The sequence below is a fragment of the Streptomyces sp. NBC_00887 genome, from assembly GCF_045207585.1.
In genome coordinates, this window is the sequence record NZ_CP108788.1 from 1839571 (window position 1) to 1863986 (window position 24416).

Sequence of the window (24416 nt, forward strand, 5' to 3'; positions counted from 1 at the left end):
CGATGTCCCTTCGACAGTTGTGCGGGGTAACGGGGGATGTGTGTGCGGGTCCTGCGGGGGTTCTCGGTGCGCCTCAGCCGTCGAGCCGTACGACGCGCACCGCGCCCGCCGGGACGGCGAGGGAGTGGGCGGCGGGCTCGCCGGTGAGGAGTTCGGTGCCGGGGGCGTCCAGCGCCACCTCGGTGTCGGTGCCGGTGTGGTTGATCGCGAAGAGGTACGTGCCGTCGTCCCCGGTGCGCCGTACGATCTCGACGTCATGGGCGAGGCCGACGCGCGGTGTGATGGCGGCGTCGGCGCAGGCACGGTCCAGGACGGCGTCCAGGTGGGGGCCGGAGAGCCGCGTGGAGACGTACCAGGCGGTGCCCTTGCCGAGCCTGTTGCGGGTGACGGCGGGGCGGCCGCCCGGGATGCCGTCGGCGTAGGACCAGAGGGTCTCGGCGCCGCGCGGGATCACCACGTCCGTCCAGAGGTCGCCGGTCAGTTCCGGTCCTTCGGGTGCGCCCTCGGGAGTGATCAGGCGGACGTTCTCGCCTTCGCCGAGCGGGGAGAACTCCTCGATCGTCAGGCCCAGGACGTCCCGCAGCGCGCCCGGGTAGGGGCCGGGGTGCACGGCGTCGTGGGTGTCGACGATGCCGGAGAAGTACGAGACGACGAGGGTGCCGCCGTTCTCGACGTAGCGGCGCAGGTTGCGGCCGGTCTCCTCGGTGGCGAGGTAGAGGGCGGGGACGACGACGAGGGGGTACGCGGACAGGTCGGCGTCCGGGTGGGCGAAGTCCACGGTGAGGTGGCGGTCGTAGAGCGAGGCGTAGAACGTGTCGGCGCGCTCGCGGGCGTCGTGGTCCTCGCTGGGGCGCCACTCCAGGGACTGCGCCCACCAGGACTGCCAGTCCCAGAGCATCGCGGCGTCGGCGACGGTACGGGTGCCCCGGATGCCCTCCAGCAGGCCGAGGCCCGCACCGAGCGCCGTCACTTCCCGCCAGACACGGGAGTCGGTGCCGGCGTGCGGAACCATCGCGGAGTGGAACTTCTCGGCGCCGCGCCGGGACTGGCGCCACTGGAAGAACATCGCGCCCTCGGAGCCGCGGGCGACGTGGGCGAGGCTGTTGCGGGCCATTTCGCCGGGGCGCTTGGCGGGGTTGCGGGGCTGCCAGTTGACGCCGCTGGTGGAGTGCTCCAGGAGCAGCCAGGGGGCGCCGCCCGCCACGGAGCGGGTGAGGTCGGCCGCCATGGCGAGGTTGACGTGGGTGCGGCGGCCGTCGGTGATCAGGTAGTGGTCGTTGGTGACGATGTCGACCTCGCGGCCCCAGGCCCAGTAGTCGACGGAGTCGCACTGGCTGAGGGCGGTCATGAAGTTGGTGGTGACGGGGACGCCGGGGGCGAGCCGGTGCAGGATGTCGCGTTCGGCGGTGAAGTTCTCGCGCATCGTGGCGTCGGCGAAGCGGGCGTAGTCCAGCTGCTGGGCGGGATTGCCCACCGTGGGGGTGGTGCGGGGCGGGTCGATCTCGTCGAGGGTGCGGTAGCGCTGGCCCCAGAAGTTGGTGCCCCAGGCCTCGTTGACCGCTTCGACGGAGCCGTGCCGATCGGTGAGCCAGCGGCGGAAGTGGGCGGCGCAGTTGTCGCAGTAACAGGCGCTGACGGGGACGCCGTACTCGTTGTGGACGTGCCACATCGCGAGGGCCGGGTGTTTCGCGTACCGGCGGGCGAGCTGTTCGGTGATGTTCGCGGCGGCCGCACGGTACGGGGCCGAGCTGTGGCAGATCGCGCCGCGTGATCCGAAGGCGTGGCGGACCCCGTCGCGGCTGACCGGGAGGGCTTCGGGGTGGGCGCGGTAGAACCAGGCGGGCGGGGCCACGGTGGGGGTGCCGAGGTCGGCGCGGATGCCGTTGACGTGCAGCAGGTCCAGGAGGCGGTCGAGCCATCCGAAGTCGTAGCTGCCCGGCTCGGGTTCCAGCAGCGCCCAGGAGAAGATCCCGACGCTGACCATGGTGACGCCGGCTTCCCGCATCAGGCGCACGTCCTCGTGCCAGACCTCCTCGGGCCACTGCTCGGGGTTGTAGTCGCCGCCGAAGGCCAGCTTGTGCAGACCGATCGGGGTGGCAGCGGGCGCTGAGTGCGGCATGGACGTCTCCTGGCTCTTTGGAACAACTTCTGGGAACGTGCACACACACTCGTGGCGACGCAGGCCCAACATAACCGCACAGCAACAACCATTGACAAGTGTCGGTTTCGTTTCTCTACTGTGAACGCTCACAGCGTCCGATCGGCCGGTCCGCCGATGCGCCCGCCCGTCTCGTCAGGGGAGAAACCCATGAAATACCGCTCCGTCGCGGTGACCACCGCAGCCGCACTCGCCGCCGGCGCCCTGCTCTCGGGCTGCGGCTCCTCGGACGACGGGGGCGACGAGCCGGCCGCCTCCGGGCCCGCCTCGCTGACCTACTGGGCCTGGGCCCCCGGCCTGGACAAGGTCGCGGACATCTGGAACAAGGGACCGGGCAAGGAAGCCGGCATCACGGTCACGGTGAAGAAGCAGGCGTCGGGCGACGACCTCGTCACCAAGATCATCACCGCGGCGAAGGCGCACAAGGCCCCCGACCTGGTCCAGGCCGAGTACCAGGCCCTCCCCACCCTGGTCTCCAACGACGTCCTCGCCGACATATCCAAGGAGGCGGGCGACGCGAAGAGCGCCTTCGCGGACGGGGTCTGGCAGCAGACGACCCTGGGCTCCGACGCCCTGTACGCCCTGCCGCAGGACTCGGGCCCGCTGATGTTCTACTACCGCCAGGACCTCTTCAAGCAGTACGGCCTGACCGTGCCGACCACCTGGGACGAGTTCGCCGAGACCGCCCGCGCGCTGAAGAAGAAGGCGCCGGACAAGGACCTCACGACCTTCTCCTCCAACGACTCGGGCCTCTTCGCGGGCCTCGCCCAGCAGGCCGGCGCCCAGTGGTGGACCACCGGCGGCGACAAGTGGAAGGTCGCGATCGACGACCCCGCCACGCAGAAGGTCGCCGACTTCTGGGGCGGCCTCGTCAAGGAGGGCGCCATCGACAACCAGCCGATGTACACCCCGGCCTGGAACAAGGCGCTCAACACCGGCAAGCAGGTGGCCTGGGTCAGCGCCGTCTGGGCGCCGGGCACCCTGACCACGGCGGCGCCGGAGACGAAGGGCAAGTGGGCGATGGCCCCGCTCCCCCAGTGGACGGCCGGCGAGAACGTCACCGGCAGCTGGGGCGGCTCCTCCACCGCGGTCACCAATGACTCCAAGAACAAGAAGGCCGCGGCCACGTTCGCGAAGTGGCTGAACACGGACCCGGCCGCGCTCGCCGCCCTCGTCAAGGAGAGCGGCATCTACCCCGCCGCGACGGCCGCCCAGACCGGTGGGGCGCTCGCCCAGGCCCCGGACTACTTCTCCAACCAGCCCGACTTCTACACCGAGGCCGCCAGGATCGCCCAGGGCACCGCGCCCGCCGCGTGGGGGCCGAACGTCAACGTCGCGTACACCGCCTTCAAGGACAACTTCGCGCAGGCCGCCAAGAACAAGTCGGACTTCGGTCCCGCGCTGACCGCGATGCAGGACGCCACCGTCGCCGACCTCAAGAAGCAGGGCTTCGGAGTCTCCGAGTGACACGCGCACCCCGCAGGAGGCCGTACGGGGTCAAGAGCGCCCCGTACGCCTTCCTGATACCCGCGACCGTCCTCTTCCTCCTCTTCTTCGCCCTGCCCATCGGGTACGCGCTCTACCTGAGTTTCCGCAGGACCGAGGTCAAGGGGCTCGGCCTGGGCAAGGGCGCCAGGGACGAGATCTGGGCGGGACCGGCCAACTACACCGACGCGCTCTCCGACTCGGAGCTGCTGCACGGAGCGCTGCGCATCCTCGGGTACGGCGCGATCGTCGTCCCCGTGATGCTCGGGCTGGCCCTGCTGTTCGCCCTGCTGCTGGACACCGAACGGGTCCGGCTGCGCGGCTTCACCCGGCTGGCGATCTTCCTGCCGTACGCGATCCCTGGTGTCATCGCCGCGCTGATGTGGGGCTTCCTGTACCTGCCCGACGTCAGCCCCTTCCTCTACCTGCTCGACAAGGCGGGGCTGCCGCAGCCGGACCTCCTGGACGGCGGCCCGCTGTACCTCTCCCTGGCCAACATCGCGGTGTGGGGCGGCACCGGATTCAACATGATCGTGATCTACACGTCGCTGCGGGCGATCCCCGTCGAGATCTTCGAGGCCGCGCGCCTCGACGGCTGCTCGCAGCTGCAGATCGCGCTGCGGATCAAGATCCCGATGGTGGCGCCCTCGCTGATCCTGACCTTCTTCTTCTCGATCATCGCGACGCTCCAGGTGTTCAGCGAGCCCACCACGCTGAAGCCGCTGACCAACTCGCTCTCCACCACCTGGAGTCCGCTGATGAAGGTCTACCAGGACGCCTTCGTCAACAACGACATCTACGCGGCGGCGGCGCAGGCGGTCATCATCGCCCTGGCCACGCTGGCCCTGTCCTTCGGCTTCCTCAAGGCGGCCAACTCCCGTACGAAGCAGGGAGACTCCCGATGAGTACGCAGTCCCTTGCCACCGGCCCCCGCCGTTTTCCGCTCGTCCCGACGGCCGCGCTGCTCTTCGGCGCGCTGTACTGCCTGCTGCCCGTCGTCTGGGTCCTGGTCGCCTCGACCAAGTCCGGCAGCGAGCTGTTCTCCACCTTCACCTTCCTGCCCGGCTCCGGCTTCTCCGACAACGTCGCCGACCTGACGGCGTACCGGGACGGCGTGTACTGGAAGTGGATGGCCAACTCGGCCTTCTACGCCGGGGTGGGCGCCCTGCTGTCCACGGCGGTGTCCGCGGTCTCGGGGTACGCGCTGGCCGTGTACCGCTTCCGCGGGAAGGAGACCGTCTTCAACATCCTGCTGGCCGGGGTGCTGATGCCGCCGGTGATCCTCGCCGTACCGCAGTACCTGCTGCTGGCCAAGGCGGACATGACCGACTCCTACCTGTCGGTGCTGCTGCCGGTGATCCTCTCCCCGTACGGCGTCTACCTGGCCCGGATCTACGCCGCGGCGGCCGTGCCGGCCGATGTGATCGAGGCCGGGCGCATGGACGGCGGCGGCGAGTGGCGGATCTTCCGGACCATCGCGCTGCCGATGATGCTGCCGGGACTGGTGACGGTGTTCCTGTTCCAGTTCGTGGCTGTCTGGAACAACTTCCTGCTCCCGTACATCATGCTCGGTGACGACGAGAAGTTCCCGGTGACCCTGGGGCTCTACACCCTGCTCCAGCAGGGTTCGAGCACCCCGGCGCTGTACACGCTGGTCATCACGGGCGCCCTGCTGGCGATCATCCCGCTCATCGCCCTGTTCCTCGTGATCCAGCGGTTCTGGAGCCTCGACCTGCTCTCCGGCGCCGTAAAGTCCTGACAGCTCCTCAACAGGGCTCCCCTTGATGAAAGATCATGCACCATGAGCCGCACAGAACAGAACGGCGCGGGACGGCGCCGGCCGCCGACGATCCACGATGTCGCACGGGAGGCCGGAGTATCCCGGGGCACGGTCTCCCGCGTGCTCAACGGCGGCCACAACGTCAGCCCCGCCGCGCTCGACGCGGTCAACTCCGCCATACACAAGACCGGGTACACCGTGAACCGGCACGCCCGGTCGCTGATCACCGGCCGTTCCGACTCCGTGGCGTTCCTGCTGACCGAACCGCAGGAGCGGTTCTTCGAGGACCCGAACTTCAACGTCCTGCTGCGCGGCTGCACCACGGCGCTCGCCGCGCACGACATCCCGCTGCTGCTGATGATCGCGGGTACGGAGGCGGAGCGCCGCCGGAACATGCGGTACATCGCCGGGCACGTCGACGGGGTGCTGCTGGTGTCCAGCCACTCGGGCGACCCGGTCGCCGCCCAGCTGCACGAGGCGGGCGTGCCGCTGGTCGCCTGCGGGAAGCCGCTCGGGCAGGGATCGAAGGTCAGCTACGTGGCGGCGGCCGACCGGGACGGCGCACGGGACATGGTGCGGTTCCTGCACGAGTCCGGGCGCCGCCGGATCGCCACGGTCACCGGCCCGCTGGACACCCCCGGCGGCGTGGAGCGGCTGGCGGGTTACCGCGAGACGCTCGCCGAGTGCGGGCTGCCCTTCGACGAGGCGCTGGTCGTGCCGGGCGACTACAGCCGTGCGGGCGGTCAGGCCGCGGCATCGCTCCTGCTGGAGCGCGCACCGGACATCGACGCGGTGTTCGTGGCGTCCGACCTGATGGCGCAGGGGGTGCTGACCGCCATGGAGCAGGCGGGCCGACGGGTGCCGCAGGACATCGCGGTCGGCGGTTTCGACGACTCGCCCGCGGCGCTCGCGGCCCGTCCCGCTCTGACGACGGTCCGTCAGCCGTGGGACCGGATCAGCTCCGAGATGGTACGGGTGCTGCTGGCGCAGATCGGCGGGGAGGACCCGGCGGCGGTGATCCTGCCCACCGAACTGGTCCGCCGGGACTCGGCGTGATGTCGTCGGGCGGGCCCCGCACCTCTCGGTGATCACACGCGTCGCCCCTGGCGGGCCGAAGCCCGTCAGGGGGCCGGAGCACGCGGTGTGACAGCAGGCCGGTTACCGGTCCTGCAGCGCCGGGTAGTCGGTGTAGCCCTTCGCCCCGCCGCCGAAGAACGTCGACGGGTCCGGAGTGTTGAACGGCCCGCCGGCCTTCAGGCGGGCCGGCAGGTCCGGGTTGGCGAGGAAGAGCGCGCCGTAGGAGATGAGGTCCGCGATCCCGTCGTCGATCACCGTGTGGTGCTCCGGTCCGGTCGGCCCGTCGGTGAAGACGTTGAGGACCACCGTTCCGGAGAACTGCTTGCGCAGCGCGAGTGTCAGCTCACGGATCTCGGCCTCCTCCAGGATGTGCAGATAGGCGAGCCCGAGCGGTTCGAGCTCCGCGACGAGCGCGGTGTAGACGGCGTCGGGAGCGGGCTCCTCGATGCCGTTGTACGGGTTTCCGGGCGAGATGCGCAGCCCGGTGCGCTCCCCGCCGATCTCGGCGACGACGGCTTTGGTCACCTCGACGGCGAACCGGATGCGGGCCTGCTCTGAGCCGCCCCACTCGTCGGTGCGCAGGTTGGTGTTCGGTGCGAGGAACTGGTGGATCAGGTAGCCGTTGGCGCCGTGCAGCTCGACCCCGTCGAAGCCCGCGTCGACGGCGTTGCGGGCGGCCGTGGCGAAGTCCCCGACGGTCGCCCGGATCTCGGCGTCGGTCAGCTCGCGCGGCTCGACGAAGTCCTTCGGGCCCACCTGCGTGTAGACCTGGCCGGGCGCCGCGACCGGGGAGGGGGCGACCGGGGTGAGTCCGTCCGGCAGCAGTACGGGGTGGCCGATCCGGCCCGCGTGCATGATCTGGGCGAAGATGCGCCCGCCGGCCTCGTGGACGGAGTCGGTGACCCTGCGCCACGAGGCGACCTGCTCGGCACTGTGCAGTCCGGGGGTCGCGGGGTAGCCCTGTCCCACCACCGACGGCTGGATGCCCTCGGTGATGATCAGTCCGGCCGAAGCCCGCTGGGTGTAGTACTCGACGACGAGATCGGTGGCCGTACCGCCGTGACCGGCCCGGCTGCGGGTCATCGGGGCGAGCGCGATGCGGTTGGCGAGCTGTGTTCCGGAGAGGTCGATGGGGTCGAACACGGTGGTCATGGAAGCTCCCGTGAAATTTACATGGTCGGCCAAGTAATTATCTCCGCCGCACTGTAACCCATTAGTTGGTCGGCCAAGGTAAAGTTCATGGAGACGTCATGGACCAGGCGACGTCGCGGACCCGGCAGCGGAAACGACCGGGCAGCACCACCGCCCCGAGGAGTCCCGATGAAGGCCGACAGCACGGCCCCCGCAGATCCCGTCTGTGCCGAGGCGCTGCCCAGCGCCGCCCGCGGCGGCCCCGTCAGCCATGCCGTTTCGCGCATCGCCAGGCTGCACCGCATCGCGGCGGGCAGGCTGCTCAAGGGGCTCGGCCTCTATCCCGGCCAGGAACTCCTGATGATGCACCTGTGGGACGGCGGGGCGGTCCGCCAGTCGGAGCTCATCAAGGCCGTGGACCTCGACCCGTCCACCGTCACCAAGATGCTCCAGCGGCTCGACCAGGCCGGGCATGTGCGCCGCTGCCCCGACCCCGACGACCGGCGGGCCGTCCTGGTCGAGGCCACCGCGGACAGCTGCGGGCTCCACACCTCCGTGCGCGACGCCTGGTCCAGCCTGGAGGAGCACACACTGGCGGGGCTGGACCCGGCGGAGCGTACCGAGCTGGCCAGGCTCCTGGCCAAGGTCGAGGCGAACCTCTGCCGGGAGACCGAGGGGTGCCCCGGCACGGAGTGACCGGTTCGGCCGGGCCGCTTCAGCCCGAGAGCACGTCCAGCGCACGGTCCACGTCGGCCTCGGTGTTGTACAGGTGGAACGCCGCCCGCAGGTTCCCCGCCCGGTCCGAGACCATGACCCCCGCCCGCGTCAGCTCGTCCAGGCGGCCGCCGAGTCCCGGCACGGCGACGATCGCCGACTCCCCCGGTACCGCCTCGTGCCCGATCCCGGCCAGCCCGTCCCGGAAGAGTGCGGCGAGCCCGGTGGCATGGGCGTACAGCGCGTCGACCCCGACCTCCGCGAGCAGCTCCAGGGAGTGCTCGGCGCCGTGGTACGCGAGGAAGGCGGCCGGTTCGTCGAAGCGCCGTGCGGTGACGGCCAGTTGCTCGACCGGCCCGTACGTGCTGTTCCAGCGGTCCTCGGCGGAGACCCAGCCCGCGTACAGCACGGGAATCGTCTCCTGCGCCTCCTCGGTCACGGTCAGGAACGACGCGCCCCGGGGGCAGAGCAGGAACTTGAAGCCTCCGGTGACCGTGTAGTCGTAGGCCCCGGCGTCCAGCGGCAGCCAGCCCGCGGACTGGCTGGCGTCGAGGAGGGTCCGCGCGCCGTGCGCGGTGGCTGCCGCCCGGACCGCGTCCAGGTCGGCGACCCTGCCGTCGGCGGACTGGACGGCGGAGAAGGCGACGAGCGCGGTCTCCGGCCGTACGGACTCGGCGAGCTCCTCCAGCGGGACGTACCGCATCTTCAGATCACCGCGGACGGCGAACGGGCTGACGACCGAGCTGAACTCGCCCTCCGGGGCGAGGACCTCGGAGCCCGGCGCCAGCGAGGCCGCGACGAGCCCCACATGGGCGGCGACGGAGCCGCCGGTGGCTACCCGGTCGGGACCGACACCGGCGAGCCGGGCGAAGCCGGCCCGTGCGGCGTCCACCGACTCGAAGCTGCCCGCACCGGCCCGGCGGCCCGTGGCGTTGTCGTCGGCCAGTTCCTTGACCGCCTCGACGGTCCGGCGGGGCAGCAGACCGCAGCTGGACGTGTTGAGGTAGGTGGTCTCCGGTGCGAACTCGGCGGCTGTGACCTGGTGAATCGTAGACGTCTCCATGTGTCCAGCCTGTCTTCCCCTCAACCCCTCGTCAATCACGAAGAGTTGAGGGGCGGACCCAAGAAGTGCTTATGCGTGGCGGTCGGAGGCGCCCTGGGGGACCTCGCAGGCCCCGTCCGCGTCGCAGGCCTCGGCGTCGCCGAGGGTGGTGAGCGCGCTGACCGGACGGTCCTTCCACGCCCGCTCCAGGGCCTGGACGAAGACCTCGGAGGGCTGGCCGCCGGAGATTCCGTAGCGCCGGTCGAACACGAAGAACGGCACCGCGTTCGCGCCCAACTCGGCCGCCTCGCGCTCATCGGCCCGCACCTCGTCGGCGTACGCCGCGGGGTCGGCCAGCACCGCCAGGGCCTCCTCCCGGTCGAGTCCCGCCTCCTCGGCGAGGTCGGCAAGTACCGCGTCGTCGAAGACCGAGCGCTCCTCGGCGAAGTTCGCCCGGTAGGCGAGGCTCAGCAGCTCGTCCTGGCGACCGCGCGCCTTGGCCAGGTGCAGCAGCCGGTGGATGTCGAAGGTGCTGCCGTGGTCACGCCCCTCGGAGCGGTAGCCGAGCCCTTCGGACTGCGCGTTCGCCGCGACATTGGCCTCCATGCCGCGGGCCTCCTCGAGGGTGCGCCCGTACTTCTGCGCCAGCATGTCGATCACCTTGTCGGTGTCGCCCTTCGCACGCCCGGGGTCGAGCTCGAAGGAGCGGTGCACCACCTCGACCTCGTCACGGTGGGCGAACTCGGCCAGGCCCTTCTCGAAGCGCGCCTTCCCGATGTAGCACCAGGGGCAGGCGATGTCGCTCCAGATCTCGACGCGCATGACTCTTCTTCTCTCCAGCTCTGCCGTACGGGTGCGGAGCCACCCTCCGCCGCCCGTTCAACGTTCAAGGGCGACGGCTGATTCCCAGGTGCCCATGGGGCCGGAACCTGACCTGATGGCTTCCTGGCCTGTCCGCATGACACCTGAGACCGAGGGCGTCCTGACCGCTCTGCACGATGCGCGGCGACTCCTCCTCATCACCGTGCAGGACATCACGGACACGCAGGTCGCGGAGCGTCCACCGTGAGCGAGCTGGCGCTCGGAGGCATCCTCAACCACCTCACCCATGGCGAGCGGGTCTGGACGCACATCCTGACCGACACCCCCGGCCGGCCCCCGGACGGCATGGGGACATGACCCAGTACCTGGCACCGGAAGGCGCGACGACCGCCGGTCTGCGCACCGCCTACGAGGAGGCCGCGCGCGCCACCGACGAGGCCGTCTCGAAGGCGGACCCTGCCACGGAGGTACACCTGCCGGAGGCACCCTGGGAGCCGGGCGTCGTGCACCACTGGCCGGTGCGCCGGATCCCGCTGCACCTCCTCCAGGAGACGGCCCAGCACACGGGGCACGCGGACATCATCCGTGAGTCGCTCGACGGTGCGAGCAGCACGGCCCGCCGGGTCCGGTGACGGCGCCGCGCGATCCCGGTGGCGTTGCGGTCACCCGGCCCGCGCGGCGACAACCCGCGCACAGTCCAGGGACTCCGTGTGCGTGGTGTCGACCTCGAGGTCGTAGACCACGCCCCGGTGGACCGTCTCCGCCTGCAGGGCGGCCATCCCCTGGGCACGGTCCCCGCGGGCGACCTCGCGGGCCGCGGCGACCTCACCCTCGCACCTGACGCCGACCCACAGCACGTCCAGTCCGCCCAGGGCCTTCCGCCACCGCTCCTGGGACGCCGCTCCGCCGAGGAAGACGTCGTCGACGATGATCCGGGCGCCCGCACGGGCCATCGCGGCCACCCCCTCCATCCACGCCGCCTCCAGCTCCCGGAACTGCGCGCCGACAGTCACCCCGCCGTCCGCGGCGAACTCGATTCCCGCGTCGGATGTCTGCATGGACGCGGGCATCGCCTCGATCAGCGAGTCGACCGCCGCGGCGAGCCACGGATCCCGCAGTACCGCCTGCAGACACCGGACGATCCCGGACTTGCCCGAGCTGGACCCGCCGTTCAACACAATCACCTGAGTGGCCATCCGGGCACGGTAGAGGCAACCCCTCGGCGCCCGAAGCGATTTTCCCGCCCCTGTGACGATCTCCCCTTGACCTCAATCAGACTTGAGGTCCGACGATGTCTCCCATGACTACGCAATCCACGTCCCGCGCGGCTGACCTCGAAGCGATCAGCCGGCTCGTCGCCACCGTCGAGCACTCCCAGCAGGCCAAGGACCCCGAGGAGTTCCTCGGCCTCTTCCACCCGGACGCGATCTGGACGACCGCCCACGGCAAGGTCCTCGTCGGCCGCGACGCCATCTCGGAATTCACCCGCGAGGTGCTCCCCGCCTCGAACTGGGACGGCAGGGTCACCTACGAGGTCGCCCACGTCCTGTTCATCCGCCCCGACGTCGCGGCGGTCAAGGTCCGTCAGCGCTACCTGGCCTTGGGCGAGGAGAGCGAGGGCGCACCGCTCTACGTCATCTCCAAGCAGGACGACGGCCGTTGGCTGCTGACCGCCTGCCAGAACACCGTGGTCGTCACCTGATTCCGATCTCCGCCCAGACCGTCTTCCCCGAGGGCGGGAACGGCCTCACGCCCCAGTCCACAGCGAGCGCGTCGACGATGACCAGCCCGCACCCCCCGCCGGACGGGGCCAGGGCCCGTTCACCACGCGGGTCCGTGACCTCGATGCGCAACCGCGCACCCGGCAGGAGTACGAGCCCGAGCCGGAAACCCCGCCCCTCCAGCCGCCCGTGCCGCACGGCGTTGGCCGCCAGTTCGGCGACGACGAGCGCGGCCGCGTCGATGGGTTCGCCGCCGCGCGGCCACCCCCAGGCGGCGAGCTGCTCCACGGCGAGCAGCCGGGCGAGGCGCGCACCCCGCCGGGTGGCGCTCAGCAGCTGCGTGAACTGTGGTGCGGGTGTTACCGGTCGGCGCATGCCTGTGTGTACGGATTCGCTCTTCACGCCACTCAGCGTGGCCGGGTGACCGTACGCTGACCAGGAGTGACTACGGTACGCAGCGTGCGTGTACCGGTGCGGGTGGTGATCGGTACCGGTCGTCCGCCGTGCGGCACGCGGGACGAACGGGGCCGGCGATGGGGCTGACGGACGCGATCGGGGAGAACGACGACTCGGAGGGTGCGACGGACCTGTTCCGGGTGATCGGCCGCCAGGTCAGGCTGCTCCGTGAACGGGCGGGGCTCACCCAGCGGGAACTCGGTGAGCGGCTCGGCTACAGCGAGGACCTGGTCCGCTCGCTGGAGGGCGGACGCAGGACGCCGCAGCCGGAGTTCCTGGACGCTGCGCGGACGACGCGCTGGATGCGGGCGGGCTGCTGCGGGCCGCAACGGAGGACGTCGCCCGGGCGAAGGCCCGGGCGCGGGTGAAGCATCCGGCGTGGTTCAGGGACTATGCGCGGCTGGAGGCGGATGCGGTGGAGGTCCACGAGTACGGCAGCCATGTCGTGCCCGGCCTTCTGCAGACCGAGGACCACGCGCGTGCCCTGTTCGCGATGCGCAAGCCGCTGCTGGACGATGCGACCATCGAACTACGGGTCGCGTCGCGCATGGTTCGTCAGGAGCTCCTGACGCGATGGCCTGCGGCGATCCTGACATGCATCATCGAGGAGGCCGTGCTGCGTCGGCCGATCGGCGGTTCCGCAGTGCACACGGCGCAACTGGAGAAGCTGCTCGAACTGGGCCGGCTGAGAAGCCTGGAGCTTCAGGTCATGCCGACCGACCGGGAGCAGCATGCCGGTATGGGTGGGCCGTTCATTCTTCTGACGCCCAAGGGGCGAGCCCAGGTCGCGTACCTGGAGATTCAGAACATCAGCCGTCTGGTCACCGATCCGGACGAAGTCCGTATCCTGGCCGCACGCTACGGCAGCATCAGGGCACAGGCACTCAACCCGCCCGAATCCCTCGCTGTCATCATGGAGTTGCTGGGAGCGGCATGAGTGACAACGGCGCTGTGGACATGACGGCATCCCTCACGTGGACCAAGAGCACCTACAGCTCCAACGAAGGGGGAGCGTGCGTCGAGGTCGCCTCCGGCGGACCCGTCGTCCTCGTACGTGACTCGAAGGACGTCACCCGCCCCCACCTGACCGTCTCCCCCGCCCACTGGGCCCGTTTCCTGCGATTCGCGGCCGACCGCTGAGGGGTGCGCCGCCCGCGTCCGGGCCGCGCACCCCTCGCTCATCCGTCGCGGGTCAGATCTTGCCGGCGCCCGCGCCACCGGTCACCGAGGCCGCGACGGACGAGGCGGGCTCGGCCGTGTACGAGTACGGCGGCGTGGTGAACGAGCCCGTCTGCGAGATCTCCGTGGCCGCGCCGCCGAGGTCGTTGCCCCGCTGGACGACATAGCCGTCCTCGTCGCTGCTGCGGCTGGTCGTGATGGCGATCTTCGTGTTGCGGAAGACGTTGTTCTCGACCAGCATCTGCGCGCCCATGCGGGAGTGCACGGCGGTGTCCGCGCCTTCGACGTAGTTGTCGTAGAAGTGGCCCGTGCCGAAGCGGAGGCTCGGGATGCGGGAGAAGATGTTCTGGAAGTGGTTGTGGTGGTACGTCACGCGCAGATGGCCCTTGTCCTCGCTCTCGTTGCTGTCGCTGTGGCCGACGAGGCTGCCCTTGAAGTGGTTCTTGAAGGTGTTCCAGGACACGGTGACGTTGTCGGACGCGTGCGTGATGTCCAGCAGGCCGTCGTAGTAGTCCTTGTCGTGGTCGCGGTCCGCGAAGAAGGAGTTGTGGTCGATCCAGACCTTGGTGGAGTTCTGGACGGTGATGCCGTCGGAGGGGGCGAGCGGCTTGCTGATGTTCAGGTTGCGGATGACGATGTTCGACTCGCTCTTGAGGCGCAGGCCACCGCCGGTGAATCCGGAGGACGAACCGACGCCGAGCACGGTGGTGTTGGAGCCGATGTCGACCTGGCCGCTGAGTGAGATGAGCCCGCTCACCTTGACCGTCTTGGCGGTGTCGCCGGTGACGGCCGACTTGAACGCGGCGAGGCTGCTGACGGTCACCGCGGCGGCGCTGCCACCGCCGGTGGTACCCGCGCCGAAGCCCACGGGGCTGGACTCGGCGGCACCTGCGGAGTGGGGGAGCACCGCGACGGTGAGCGCCGCGACGGCGGAGGCGGCGGCCAGTGCCGTGATACGGCTTCGGCGGCTGCGGAGAGGGGTGCGCATGGGGGCCCTTTCTCGGTACGACTGAGTACGGGGTGCACTCATGGGTCGCCGCAGGTGGCGCTCAGGTTGCCGGGTCGGGACGATTAATTCACGTACGTGGAACTGGACTTGGATATGTGACACCGTCGGCTGCCGCCGTCTGCGGCAGCCGGGCGGCCGGGACGTCGTCGTCACCGGCGACGCACTGGTGCATGCCGTCCAGTTGGGCAACCCGGCGGTCGACGCCGGCGAGCGTGACCCGGACGCGCCCCCGCCTCCCGTGAGGCGCTGCTGGAGCAGCCCGCGGCGCACCGCGCCCTGTCGGCCCCCGCCCACCTGACTCCGGCGTTCATCGCACCGTAGTGGCCCGACCGCACCTGCCCGGAGCGGTTCTGCGTACGGTTCCTCCACGACACAGGCGGACGGGCAGGCGCGCGGGCGGGAACAACAGGGGGATCGGCCATGGGTGCGCTGGGCTTCACGTGCTTCGCCGCATGCGTGCCCAGCAGGCAAGGGCGATGGGGGTCCCGTCCGTCGTGTTCCTGGTGACGGGGCTGCTGTGCGTCCTGACGCCCGTCGGCCTCGTGGGCTACCTCTGGCTCACGCTGTGGACAACGGGGCCCACCCCCCGGCCGGGGCCGGGGGGTGGGCGCCGCCGGTCGTCAGCTGCCGTCGCGCAGGTCGCCGAGGCCGCCGGGCCGGTACGCGATCCGGTCGAAGGCCACCTCGCAGCCCTCGCCCGTGGGCGCCTGGGCGAGGAAGCCGGCCAGTACCGGGGCACGCTCCGCCCCGAGGGCGAAGACGCGCACGAAGGTCCACTTCTCGCCGTCCTCGGAGGCGTGGAAGGCGAACGCCTTGCCGGTGCGGCTGAGCCGCAGCCAGACGGTGTCACCGTCCACGACGAAGGAGTTGGCGTCGTCGGAGTGGCCTCGGGTGACGACCGTGCAGATGGTGGGGCGCTCCGGGGACAGCTCGAAGCAGAGCTTCGCCCACTCCCGTTCGCCGGCGTGCAGATAGAGCACGCCCGCGTCGAACGCCCCCGCGAAGCCGACCTTCACCCGGGCGGCCAGCCGGAAGTCTCCCTCCGGCACGGCACCCAGCAGGCGCGGGGCGTCGGAGGCGGGTTCCAGGGCGTCGCCGCCCGGCGGGACGAAGCGGTCCTGCTGGGCGCCCGCCCGGCCGGTCAGCACGCCGTCCTCGTACCCCCAGGACCCCTCCGGGCCGAACGGCTCCAGCGGAAAGGGCACTTCGGGGAGGTGCACGGTCATGCGCGGCGCCCGTCGACCCGGCGGGGCAGGCCCTGCGGGTTGTCCTCGCGCAGCTCCGGAGGGAGCAGCGCCTCGGGCGTCGACTGGTAGCTGACCGGGCGCAGCCAGCGCTCGATCGCCGTCGCGCCGACCGAGGTCGAGGTGGAGGTGGTGGCCGGGTACGGGCCGCCGTGGTGCTGGGCCGGGGCGACGGCGACCCCGGTCGGCCAGCCGTTGACCAGGACGCGTCCGGCCAGCGGGGTGAGCGCCGCGAGCAGACCGGCGGCGCTTCCGTCGGCCTCCTCGGTGGCGATCTGGAGGGTGGCCGTGAGGTTGCCGGGGAGGCGGGAGAGGACGGCGGTGATCTCGTCCTCGGAGTCGTAGCGTGCGACGACGGTGACCGGGCCGAAGCACTCCTCCAGCAGCGCGTCGTGCGGCCCTTCGGCGGCCAGCCGCTGTGCGGGGACGGTCAGGAAGCCCGCAGAGACGGTGTGCTCGCTGCCCGCGCCGGGGGTGACGGGGGCCTCCACGTCCGCGAGTGCCGCCCTCTCGGCCACTCCCGCGACGAAGGCGTCCCGCATGCGGTGGTCGAGCATGACGCCCGCACCGGTGTCGCTGACCGTCTCGGTGAGGGACTTCAGCAGTCGGTCACCGGCCTCGCCGGACGGGGCGAAGACGAAGCCGGGCTTGGTGCAGAACTGTCCCGCGCCCATGGTCATGGAGCCGCCGAGCCCGGCACCGAGCTGCTCGCCGCGCTCCGCGGCGGCGGCCGCGGTGATGACGACGGGGTTGAGGGAGCCGAGCTCGCCGTGGAAGGGGATCGGGGTGGGCCGGGCCGCCGCGGCGTCGAAGAGTGCCCTGCCGCCACGGATCGAGCCCGTGAACCCGGCGGCGGTGACGAGGGGGTGCTTGACCAGCTCGACGCCCGCGTCGAAGCCGTGCACCACGGTCACCACGTCTTCGGGCAGGCCGTTCTGCGCGGCGGCCCTGCGCAGGAGCGAGGCGCAGAGTTCGGAGGTGGCCGGGTGGTCGGGGTGCGCCTTGACGACGACCGGGCAGCCCGCGGCGAGCGCGCTCGCGGTGTCGCCGCCGGGGACGGAGAAGGCGAGCGGGAAGTTGCTGGCCGCGTAGACGGCGACGACGCCGAGCGGGATCTTGTAGCGGCGCAGGTCCGGCCAGGGCGGGGTCCTGCTGCCGTCCTCGTGGTCGATGTGGATGTCGAGGAAGGAACCCTCCTCGACGACCTCCGCGAAGGCCCGCAACTGGGCTGCCGTGCGGGCGAGTTCGCCGGTGAGCCGGGCCGGGCCGAGCGCGGTCTCCGCGTCGGCGGCCTCGATGACGTGCTCCCCCGCACCGGCGAGCAGATCGGCCGCGGTACGCAGGAACGCGGCGCGCACCGTGCGGTCGGCCAGCGTGTCGCGCACGGCATGCGCGGCCCTGACCGCGCGGTCGACCTCCTCCGCTGTAGCCTCCACCGCAACCTGCTCACGCGGGTTCCCGGTTCGGGGGTCGACACTCCAGACTGGTGCTGCTGCCACCGTGTTTCCTTCCGGTCCACTGCCACACATCAGGAGTTGTTCGGTATTCTGAACAGAGTTCCTGATCGTGAATATGCAGGGGACTCTATTTCCGGGCGTTCCGTGTTGGCAAGAAGTCGCAGCGTTGCGCAGGTTGTACAAGATGGCTGGAAGGGGCATAGGGCGATGTCGGTTGCCGAGTCCGGTGGGACACAGGTCAAGTCAGCGGTACGGACGGTGGAGCTCCTCGAATACTTCGCGGGGCGCCCCGGTATGCACTCACTGGCCGCCGTGCAGGAGGCCGTCGGGTACCCCAAGTCCAGCCTCTACATGCTGCTCCGCACGCTGGTGGAGCTGGGCTGGGTCGAGACCGACGCGACGGGCACGCGGTACGGGATCGGGGTGCGTGCCCTGCTCGTCGGCACCTCGTACATCGACGGTGACGAGGTGGTCGCGGCCGCCCGTCCCACCCTGGACCGGCTCTCCGACGACACCACGGAGACCATCCACCTGGCCCGTCTGGACGGGACGAACGTGGTGTACCTCGCCACCCGGCAGTCCCAGCACTATCTGCGCCCGTTCACCCGCGTCGGCCGCCGGCTGCCCGCCCACTCCACCTCGCTCGGCAAGGCGCTGCTGGCCACCCACAGCGACGAGCAGGTCCGCAAGATGCTGCCCGAGACGCTGCCCGCGCTGACGGAGCACACCCTCACCGACCGCGAGAAGCTGATCGAGGAACTGCACCTCATCCGCGAGCAGGGGTACTCGGTGGACCGCGAGGAGAACACGCTGGGACTGCGCTGCTTCGGGGTCGCGATCCCGTACCGCACCCCGGCGCGCGACGCGATCAGCTGCTCGGTGCCGGTCGCCCGGCTCACGCCCGCGCACGAACAGATGGTCAAGGACGCCCTGTTCGACGCCCGCGACCGGCTGACCCTGGCGACCCGGAGGCTCTGACACCGTGCGCATCGAACTGCGCGAGGTGCGGGACGGCGACCTGCCCCTGTTCTTCGCGTTCATGAGCGACCCGGAAGCGACCCGGATGGCGGCCTTCACCAGCGCCGACCCCTCCGACCGTGCCATGTTCGACGCCCACTGGCAGCGCATCCGCGCCTCGGACACGGTGATCATACGCACGGTGCTCGCGGATGACGTGGTGGTCGGCAGCGTGGGGGTGTACGGGCCGCCTGCCGAGCGTGAGGTGACCTACTGGCTGGACAGGGCGCAGTGGGGCCGGGGGCTGGCGACCGCCGCGCTGCGGGCCATGCTCGACGCCGTGCCCGAGCGTCCGCTGCACGCGCGTGCCGCGGCCGACAACACCGGTTCGGTGCGGGTGCTGCAGAAGTGCGGGTTCACCCTGACCGGCACGGACCGGGGCTATGCGGAGGCGAGGGGCGAGGAGACCGACGAGGTGCTCCTGCGCCTGGACGCCTGACACACCTGGGCCGATGGCACGGCAGCTGAGAAAACGGTGAGAAGGGACACGAACGGGAACGTCCCGGGCTCCCCCGCTCGTCCTCCAGCGGGATGAACAAGACAATCAGGCGCGCTTCGGTCTTCTGTCTGCTCATGGTCCTCGCCCTGCTGGTGCGGGCGACCTGGGTGCAGGCGTACGAGGCCCGGGCGCTCGCGGACGACGAACACAACCGGCGGAACACGATCGCGCGGTACGCGCAGCCGCTCGGTGACATCATCGTGGCCGGTTCCCCGGTCACCGGTTCGAAGGAGACCACGGGCGGCGATCTCCGCCACAAGCGGACCTACACCCGGGGCGAGCTGTACGCGTCGGTCACGGGCTACAGCTCACAGGCCTACGGCGCCACGCAGCTCGAAGGCATCTACAGCGATGTGCTCGACGGCACCGACAACCGGCTGAAGGATCCCGCCGCGGTGCTCACGGGCGAGCAGTCAGCCCCGGGGCAGGTTCTGACGACCATCGACCCGGACGTCCAGAAGGCGGCCTTCGAGGCGCTCGGGGACGACCGGGGCGCAGCCGTCGCGATGGATCCGGAGACCGGCCGGATCCTCGGCATGGTGTCCTCGCCGTCGTACGACCCGTCCGCCATCAGCGGGACGACCGACGGGGACGCATGGCAGAAGCTGCTCGACGACAGGAGCAAGCCCCTGGTCAACCGGGCGCTGCGGCAGCCGCTCCCGCCCGGCTCGACCTTCAAGCTGGTGGTGGCCTCGGCGGCCCTGGACAACGGTCTGTACGACTCGGTCGACGAGCCGACGGACAGCCCCGACCCGTACACCCTGCCGGGCACGACGACGGTCCTGTCGAACGAGAACCCCTCCGCCCCCTGCGAGAACGCCACGCTGCGCACCGCGCTCCAGTACTCCTGCAACAACGTCTTCGCGAAGGCGGCCGCCGACCTCGGGCAGGACGAGCTGAAGGCGATGGCGGACGCGTTCGGGTTCGACACCGGGAAGCTGGACGTGCCGGTGCGGGCCGCCGAGAGCGTGTACCCGACGGGCATGGACGAGGCGCAGACCGCGCTGACCGGTATCGGCCAGTTCGAGGTGACGGCGACCCCGATGCAGATGGCCATGGTCTCGGCGGCCCTCGCGAACGGCGGTGAGCTGGCCGCGCCGCACATGGTCTCCGAGGTGACCGACGCCGGCGGCTCCGCGCTGCAGGAGTTCGAGGACGGCGACACCGAGCGGGTCGTGTCGGAGTCCACGGCCGAGCAGCTGCGCAGTGCGATGGTCACCGTCGTGGAGGAGGGCACGGGCACCAACGCCCGGATCGACGGCGCGGAGGTGGGCGGCAAGACGGGCACGGCGCAGAACGGCGTGGACAACAGCAACACCCCGTACGCCTGGTTCACCTCGTACGCGAAGGACGACTCCACCGGCAAGCAGGTCGCGGTCGCGGTGGTCGTCGAGGACTCGGGGGCGGCCCGCTCGGAGGTCAGCGGCAACGGTCTGGCGGCGCCGATCGCGCAGAAGATGACGAAGGCGGCGCTCAAGGGCTGACGCACGGTGGGTTCCGGCAGCGGCCGGAACCCACCGTGCCCGCTACTTCACCCCGAGCAGCTGCTCGATCGGGTCGATGGCGAAGTACACCGCGAACAGCGCCGAGGTGCCCCACAGCAGCCAGTGCACCTCGCGCGCCTTGCCGAGGAACGCCTTGATGACGACGTACGCGACGAAGCCGGCGCCGATGCCATTGGTGATGGAGTACGTGAACGGCATCACGGCGATGGTCAGGAAGGCCGGGATGGCCAGCTCGAAGCGGTCCCAGTCGATGTGCTTGACCTGGGTCATCATCAGGAAGCCGACCGCGATCAGCGCAGGCGCCGCGGCCTGCATCGGCACGATGGTCAGGACCGGGGTGAGGAACAGGGCGAGCGCGAACAGGCCGCCGGTGACCATGTTGGCGAACCCGGTGCGTGCGCCCTCGCCGACGCCCGCGGCCGACTCGATGTAGGTCGTGGCGGAGGAAGCGGACGCCGCGCCACCCGCGACGGCAGCCGCGCCGTCGATGAGCAGGACCCGGCCGAGGCCCGGGACCTGGCCGCGCTCGTCGAGCAGTCCGGCCTCGGCCGTGACGCCGACGACGGTGCCCATCGTGTCGAAGAAGTCCGACAGGATCAGGGTGAAGACCAGGAGCACCACGGTCAGCACGCTCACCTGACCGAAGGAGCCGAACAGGTCGAAGTTGCCGAGGAGCCCGAAGTCCGGCGAGGCGACGATCTCGTCCGGCATCTGGGGCACGGTCAGGCCCCAGGACTTGACCTCGGCGAACTCGTTGACCGCAATGGCGACCACGGTCATCAGGAGGATGCTGATGAGGATCGCACCCTTGACCTTGCGGGCGAGCAGCACGATCGTCAGGAGCAGCCCGGCGCAGAAGACCAGCATGGGCCAGCCGCTCAGCGTGCCGGTGCCGAGCTGGACCGGCACGGTGGTCTGGGCGACATCCGGGATGCGTGTGACGAATCCGGCGTCGACGAAGCCGATGAAGGCGATGAACAGGCCGATGCCGACGCTGATGGCTTGCTTGAGCGGCTGCGGAATGGCGTGCATCACCGCCTCTCGCAGACCCGTCAGGACGAGAACGCAGATCAGCAGGCCCTCGAGCACGATGAGACCCATCGCGTCGTCCCAGCTCATGAGAGGCGCGATCTGGAAGGCGACGACTGCGTTGAGTCCGAGCCCGGCAGCCAGAGCCAGCGGCAGATTGCCGCCCACACCCATGATCACTGTCATCACGGCGGCCACCAGAGCCGTGGCCGTGACGAGTTGGACCGGATCGAGCTGGTCGCCGAACTTGTCCTTGGCGCTGCCCAGGATGATCGGATTGAGCACGAGAATGTACGCCATCGTGAAGAACGTGGCGAACCCGCCGCGTATCTCCCTTCCGTACGTCGAACCGCGCTCCGTGATGCGGAAGTAGCGATCCACGGCCGATCCTGATCCTGATCCTGGCCCTGGCCCTGCGGCAGGCGTTCTGGCGGAATCCGCCTTGCCGGTCGCGCTGGTCTGCATGGTTTCTCCTGTTGTCTACGGATGGGCGCGAGGAGTGCACACCCCCAAGCGCACGGCACGGCATGGAGGGGTCAACGCCCTGGTGGGATACGCCGATAGCCGCACAGCGGACGTCACGGACGAACGCACACGCGACGACGGGACGCGTGTGCGGATCATACGCGCGCCACAGGAGTGCCTGATTCCCTTACGGAAAAGGGGAGTTACAGGATCCTCGGGTGTTCGAGACGCGCCATTCGTGCACTGCTTCTTGTCATTTTCCACAAATCGAGCCAGCAGGTTTCCACCAAATCCGACAACTGGCGATACAGACCAATGGGCAGCATGACGATCGCCCCCTACCCTGTGCCCGTGCAGCATCACTCCTCAGCCGACCCGGCGCCCCCCTTCAACGCGCGTGCCTCTCGGGCCATGCGCGAGAGTTTGGGCATGGCGCCCGGGCATGTGGCCTACGGCATGCGCGCCTCATACGGGATGACCCACGTCACCGCGGATCACATCACCGCCTGGGAGCGCGGCACCTCCTTACCCTCGGCATCCGAACTCGCGGCGCTGGCCGGGGCATTGTGGTGTTCGCAGAGTCAACTCATCGGGGCGCCACGAAACTTGCGGGAGCACCGACTCGCGCGCGGACTCGCCGTCGACGACATAGCCCGCGCCACCGGACTGGATGTTCACGCCTACCAGCTCATGGAGTCGACCGGGGAGTGGACCGGCACCAGCCGCCAGTCCGCGGCACTCGCGAGGGTCCTCGCGCTCAACCCCCGGGACTTCATCACAGTGACCGGACTGGACGGGGAACTGACGCAGATGCTGCACGACGCGGTCGGCACTCGCTGGCAGGCCCACACCCGCCCGATCGCCCGCCTGCTGTCCGTGGACCGCCGCGAGCTGTCGGACCCGTTGCGCGAGATGCACCAGGAGTACCAGGCACTGATGACCGCGACCCTGAGCAGGGCCGGCGGTTCGTCCGCCTCGGGCGAGGCGGGTCAGCGCTACCTGGAGGAGATCCTGGACCACTTCTGGTCGAAACTCCCGCCCTCGGGTGCGGGTAGTTGACCTTGGTCCACAGGGTTCACGTTTTCGCTGTGTTACGTCTTACTGGGTTGTGCACCGTGTCGAAGCGCTTCCGCGGTGCGCTGGTACGCTCACGCACCTTGCCCGCGCTCCGCGGGCCGGACCGGGAGCGTACGCAGCCAACAGCCTGAGCGCACGGAATCGGATGCAGGGAGACGTACCCGTGGGCACAGTCGTCGACGATGCTGCCGCCGCCGAGTTCCATGCGTTCTTCGAGGCGCACTATGCCGAACTCGCCCGGCTCGCCCATCTGCTGACCGGTGAGGCCGACGCGGCGGACGATCTGGCGGCCGATGCGCTCATGGCGCTCTGGCACCGGTGGGACCGGGTCAGGGGCGCCGACCACCCCGTCGCGTACGCGCGCGGGGTCGTCGCCAACCTGGCCCGTACGCGCATCCGCAGCGCCGTGCGGGAGCGCCGCAGGATCGCACTGTTCTGGGCGCCGCGCGGGTCCGGTGACGGATACGCCGTGGACGACCCCGATGTGTCGGCGGTGGTGGACGTGCAGGGGGCTCTGCGGAGGCTGCCGTTCCGTAAGCGCGCGTGCGTGGTGCTGCGGCACGCCTTCGATCTGTCCGAACGGGACACCTCGCTGGTGCTGGGGATAACGGTCGGTACGGTGAAGAGCCAGACCTCGCGCGGTGTGGCGGAGCTGCAACGACTGCTGGGCCCCGAAGCCCCGGCGGCGCAGAAGCAGGTGGCCACCGCGGGGCAGCGCACCGGAGGAAGGCACTGATGGACGACGACCTGCGTGAGCGGCTGCGCCACGCCGCCGCCTCGCACCGCCCCGACCGGGAGCGGATGCTGGCCCGGATCGAGCGGAGCATGGCCGAGGAGCCGCCGGTCCGTCTCCCCCTGCGCGCCCCGCACGCCCCGAAGCCGTGGCTCCGGGTCGTGGGCGCGACGGCGGCGGTGTGCGGGGTCCTGGTGGCCGGCGCGATCGCCGTGACCTCGGCGGGGCAGGGCGAGCAGGGCATGGGACGGCCGGGGCAGCAGGTGGCCGGTGAACCCGTGTCACCCGCGCCGGAGTCGCGGCCCACCGCGCGGGGCGGTGCGCTGCCCGCCGAGAACGGGCCGCTGTGGTCGGACGGTTCGGTCGACGCCCACAGCAACAGGTACTGGGCGCAGAGCAATGTGACGCTCAGGACCACGCAGCCGCTGACCGCGCTCGCCGTCGAACTCCGGGTCGCGCTGAACGGCGGGGTGAACACCACCGGATCCTGGCGGTCCCTGCCGGAGGAGGACTTCGTGGCCTCCGCGCAGGAGGAGGACGGGTTCCTCGTCTACCGGTGGACGCTGAAGCCGGGACGGAACGTGCAGGCGGGCACGTACACCTTCGCGGCGCAGTACAACCACACCGAAGGCGTCCGGAGCGCGGGACGGGACGACTACACGGCGCGGGCCCGTGGGGCGGGCGGACAGGCCTCGGTGGGCGGCGGCTTCGGCCTGGGCCGCTGAGGCACCCGGGCCGGCCGGGGCAGGTGGTGCGAGGAACGAGCGCCGGAAAATGATCCGTACACGGCAACCCTTCCGCGCGTCGGTGGCGACC

Annotated in this window: 24 protein-coding genes and 1 pseudogene; 15 read left to right on the forward strand and 10 right to left on the reverse strand. The window is 70.5% G+C overall.

The genetic code is table 11. The features are described from left to right. Positions 1–73 precede the first annotated feature (73 nt). Positions 74–2119 carry a beta-galactosidase gene (locus tag OG844_RS08425; protein ID WP_406389221.1) on the reverse strand — a complete coding sequence of 682 codons (2046 nt, stop codon included), beginning with the start codon at positions 2117–2119 and terminating at the stop codon, positions 74–76. Positions 2120–2308: 189 nt separating this feature from the next. Here OG844_RS08425 and OG844_RS08430 point away from each other — a divergent pair, with 189 nt between their 5' ends. The 4 genes from OG844_RS08430 to OG844_RS08445 are packed head-to-tail and all read left to right on the forward strand — an operon-like array spanning position 2309 to position 6479. Continuing rightward, positions 2309–3625 (forward strand): ABC transporter substrate-binding protein, encoded by a 1317-nt coding sequence (locus OG844_RS08430; protein ID WP_406389222.1) that lies wholly within the window; start codon positions 2309–2311, stop codon positions 3623–3625. Further along, complete coding sequence (locus tag OG844_RS08435) at positions 3622–4548, forward strand: carbohydrate ABC transporter permease (protein WP_406389224.1); 927 nt, start codon at positions 3622–3624, stop codon at positions 4546–4548. The genes OG844_RS08430 and OG844_RS08435 overlap by 4 nt, the downstream gene beginning before the upstream one ends. Continuing rightward, positions 4545–5402 (forward strand): carbohydrate ABC transporter permease, encoded by an 858-nt coding sequence (locus OG844_RS08440; protein WP_406389225.1) that lies wholly within the window; start codon positions 4545–4547, stop codon positions 5400–5402. The genes OG844_RS08435 and OG844_RS08440 overlap by 4 nt, the downstream gene beginning before the upstream one ends. A 42-nt stretch (positions 5403–5444) precedes the next feature. Next, on the forward strand, positions 5445–6479 hold the full coding sequence (locus OG844_RS08445; protein ID WP_406389226.1) for a LacI family DNA-binding transcriptional regulator: 1035 nt from the start codon (positions 5445–5447) through the stop codon (positions 6477–6479). A 102-nt stretch (positions 6480–6581) separates the two neighbouring features. Here OG844_RS08445 and OG844_RS08450 read toward each other — a convergent pair whose 3' ends face one another. Next, the gene (locus tag OG844_RS08450) at positions 6582–7652 is read right to left on the reverse strand and encodes an alkene reductase (RefSeq protein WP_406389227.1); all 1071 of its coding nucleotides are present in this window, start codon (positions 7650–7652) and stop codon (positions 6582–6584) included. Positions 7653–7820: 168 nt separating this feature from the next. Between OG844_RS08450 and OG844_RS08455 the strand changes: the two genes are divergently transcribed. Next, on the forward strand, positions 7821–8327 hold the full coding sequence (locus OG844_RS08455) for a MarR family winged helix-turn-helix transcriptional regulator (RefSeq protein ID WP_406389229.1): 507 nt from the start codon (positions 7821–7823) through the stop codon (positions 8325–8327). A gap of 19 nt (positions 8328–8346) precedes the next feature. On the opposite strand, the gene OG844_RS08460 is transcribed toward OG844_RS08455, so the two are convergent. Further along, positions 8347–9408, reverse strand: a complete 1062-nt coding sequence (locus OG844_RS08460; RefSeq protein ID WP_406389230.1) for an aminotransferase class V-fold PLP-dependent enzyme — start codon at positions 9406–9408, stop codon at positions 8347–8349. A 69-nt stretch (positions 9409–9477) separates the two neighbouring features. Beyond that, on the reverse strand, positions 9478–10209 hold the full coding sequence (locus OG844_RS08465) for a DsbA family oxidoreductase (RefSeq protein WP_406389231.1): 732 nt from the start codon (positions 10207–10209) through the stop codon (positions 9478–9480). Positions 10210–10562: 353 nt separating this feature from the next. Between OG844_RS08465 and OG844_RS08470 the strand changes: the two genes are divergently transcribed. Beyond that, complete coding sequence (locus OG844_RS08470) at positions 10563–10841, forward strand: DUF664 domain-containing protein (protein ID WP_406389233.1); 279 nt, start codon at positions 10563–10565, stop codon at positions 10839–10841. A gap of 30 nt (positions 10842–10871) precedes the next feature. Here OG844_RS08470 and cpt read toward each other — a convergent pair whose 3' ends face one another. Beyond that, a complete protein-coding gene (gene cpt, locus OG844_RS08475) occupies positions 10872–11405 on the reverse strand; it encodes a chloramphenicol phosphotransferase CPT (RefSeq protein WP_406389234.1) in 534 nt (177 codons plus the stop codon). 95 nt (positions 11406–11500) lie between these two features. Here cpt and OG844_RS08480 point away from each other — a divergent pair, with 95 nt between their 5' ends. Continuing rightward, on the forward strand, positions 11501–11911 hold the full coding sequence (locus OG844_RS08480) for an SgcJ/EcaC family oxidoreductase (RefSeq protein WP_406389235.1): 411 nt from the start codon (positions 11501–11503) through the stop codon (positions 11909–11911). On the opposite strand, the gene OG844_RS08485 is transcribed toward OG844_RS08480, so the two are convergent. Continuing rightward, positions 11904–12305, reverse strand: a complete 402-nt coding sequence (locus OG844_RS08485; RefSeq protein WP_406389236.1) for an ATP-binding protein — start codon at positions 12303–12305, stop codon at positions 11904–11906. The two genes, OG844_RS08480 and OG844_RS08485, sit on opposite strands and share 8 nt — an antisense overlap. A gap of 158 nt (positions 12306–12463) precedes the next feature. Between OG844_RS08485 and OG844_RS08490 the strand changes: the two are divergent. Further along, positions 12464–13323 (forward strand): annotated as a pseudogene (locus OG844_RS08490) (Scr1 family TA system antitoxin-like transcriptional regulator). Then, positions 13320–13526: a DUF397 domain-containing protein gene (locus OG844_RS08495; RefSeq protein WP_406389237.1), complete on the forward strand. Its 207-nt coding sequence runs from the start codon at positions 13320–13322 to the stop codon at positions 13524–13526. The pseudogene OG844_RS08490 and the gene OG844_RS08495 overlap by 4 nt, the downstream one beginning before the upstream one ends. A 52-nt stretch (positions 13527–13578) precedes the next feature. Here OG844_RS08495 and OG844_RS08500 read toward each other — a convergent pair whose 3' ends face one another. The 3 genes from OG844_RS08500 to OG844_RS08510 all read right to left on the reverse strand — a co-directional run bounded on the left by OG844_RS08500 (position 13579) and on the right by OG844_RS08510 (position 17317). Continuing rightward, positions 13579–14553 carry a polysaccharide lyase family 1 protein gene (locus tag OG844_RS08500; protein ID WP_406389238.1) on the reverse strand — a complete coding sequence of 325 codons (975 nt, stop codon included), beginning with the start codon at positions 14551–14553 and terminating at the stop codon, positions 13579–13581. 641 nt (positions 14554–15194) lie between these two features. Further along, positions 15195–15800, reverse strand: coding sequence for a DUF1349 domain-containing protein (locus tag OG844_RS08505; protein WP_406389239.1), 606 nt, complete (start codon positions 15798–15800; stop codon positions 15195–15197). Then, positions 15797–17317 carry an aldehyde dehydrogenase (NADP(+)) gene (locus tag OG844_RS08510; protein ID WP_406389241.1) on the reverse strand — a complete coding sequence of 507 codons (1521 nt, stop codon included), beginning with the start codon at positions 17315–17317 and terminating at the stop codon, positions 15797–15799. The genes OG844_RS08505 and OG844_RS08510 overlap by 4 nt, the downstream gene beginning before the upstream one ends. Before the next feature lie 165 nt (positions 17318–17482). On the opposite strand from OG844_RS08510, the gene OG844_RS08515 reads away from it, so the two are divergent. From OG844_RS08515 to OG844_RS08525, 3 genes are all read left to right on the forward strand, one after another. After that, on the forward strand, positions 17483–18253 hold the full coding sequence (locus OG844_RS08515; RefSeq protein ID WP_406389242.1) for an IclR family transcriptional regulator: 771 nt from the start codon (positions 17483–17485) through the stop codon (positions 18251–18253). A gap of 4 nt (positions 18254–18257) precedes the next feature. Beyond that, the gene (locus OG844_RS08520; RefSeq protein ID WP_406389243.1) at positions 18258–18731 is read left to right on the forward strand and encodes a GNAT family N-acetyltransferase; all 474 of its coding nucleotides are present in this window, start codon (positions 18258–18260) and stop codon (positions 18729–18731) included. 92 nt (positions 18732–18823) lie between these two features. Continuing rightward, complete coding sequence (locus OG844_RS08525) at positions 18824–20275, forward strand: peptidoglycan D,D-transpeptidase FtsI family protein (protein WP_406389245.1); 1452 nt, start codon at positions 18824–18826, stop codon at positions 20273–20275. 42 nt (positions 20276–20317) lie between these two features. On the opposite strand, the gene OG844_RS08530 is transcribed toward OG844_RS08525, so the two are convergent. Continuing rightward, complete coding sequence (locus OG844_RS08530) at positions 20318–21790, reverse strand: NCS2 family permease (protein WP_406389246.1); 1473 nt, start codon at positions 21788–21790, stop codon at positions 20318–20320. A 429-nt stretch (positions 21791–22219) separates the two neighbouring features. Between OG844_RS08530 and OG844_RS08535 the strand changes: the two genes are divergently transcribed. The 3 genes from OG844_RS08535 to OG844_RS08545 all read left to right on the forward strand — a co-directional run bounded on the left by OG844_RS08535 (position 22220) and on the right by OG844_RS08545 (position 24325). Further along, the gene (locus tag OG844_RS08535; protein WP_406389247.1) at positions 22220–22849 is read left to right on the forward strand and encodes an XRE family transcriptional regulator; all 630 of its coding nucleotides are present in this window, start codon (positions 22220–22222) and stop codon (positions 22847–22849) included. A gap of 181 nt (positions 22850–23030) precedes the next feature. Further along, positions 23031–23603, forward strand: coding sequence for a SigE family RNA polymerase sigma factor (locus OG844_RS08540; protein WP_406389248.1), 573 nt, complete (start codon positions 23031–23033; stop codon positions 23601–23603). Next, positions 23603–24325: a hypothetical protein gene (locus OG844_RS08545; RefSeq protein ID WP_406389249.1), complete on the forward strand. Its 723-nt coding sequence runs from the start codon at positions 23603–23605 to the stop codon at positions 24323–24325. The genes OG844_RS08540 and OG844_RS08545 overlap by 1 nt, the downstream gene beginning before the upstream one ends. The last annotated feature ends 91 nt before the right edge of the window (positions 24326–24416 follow it).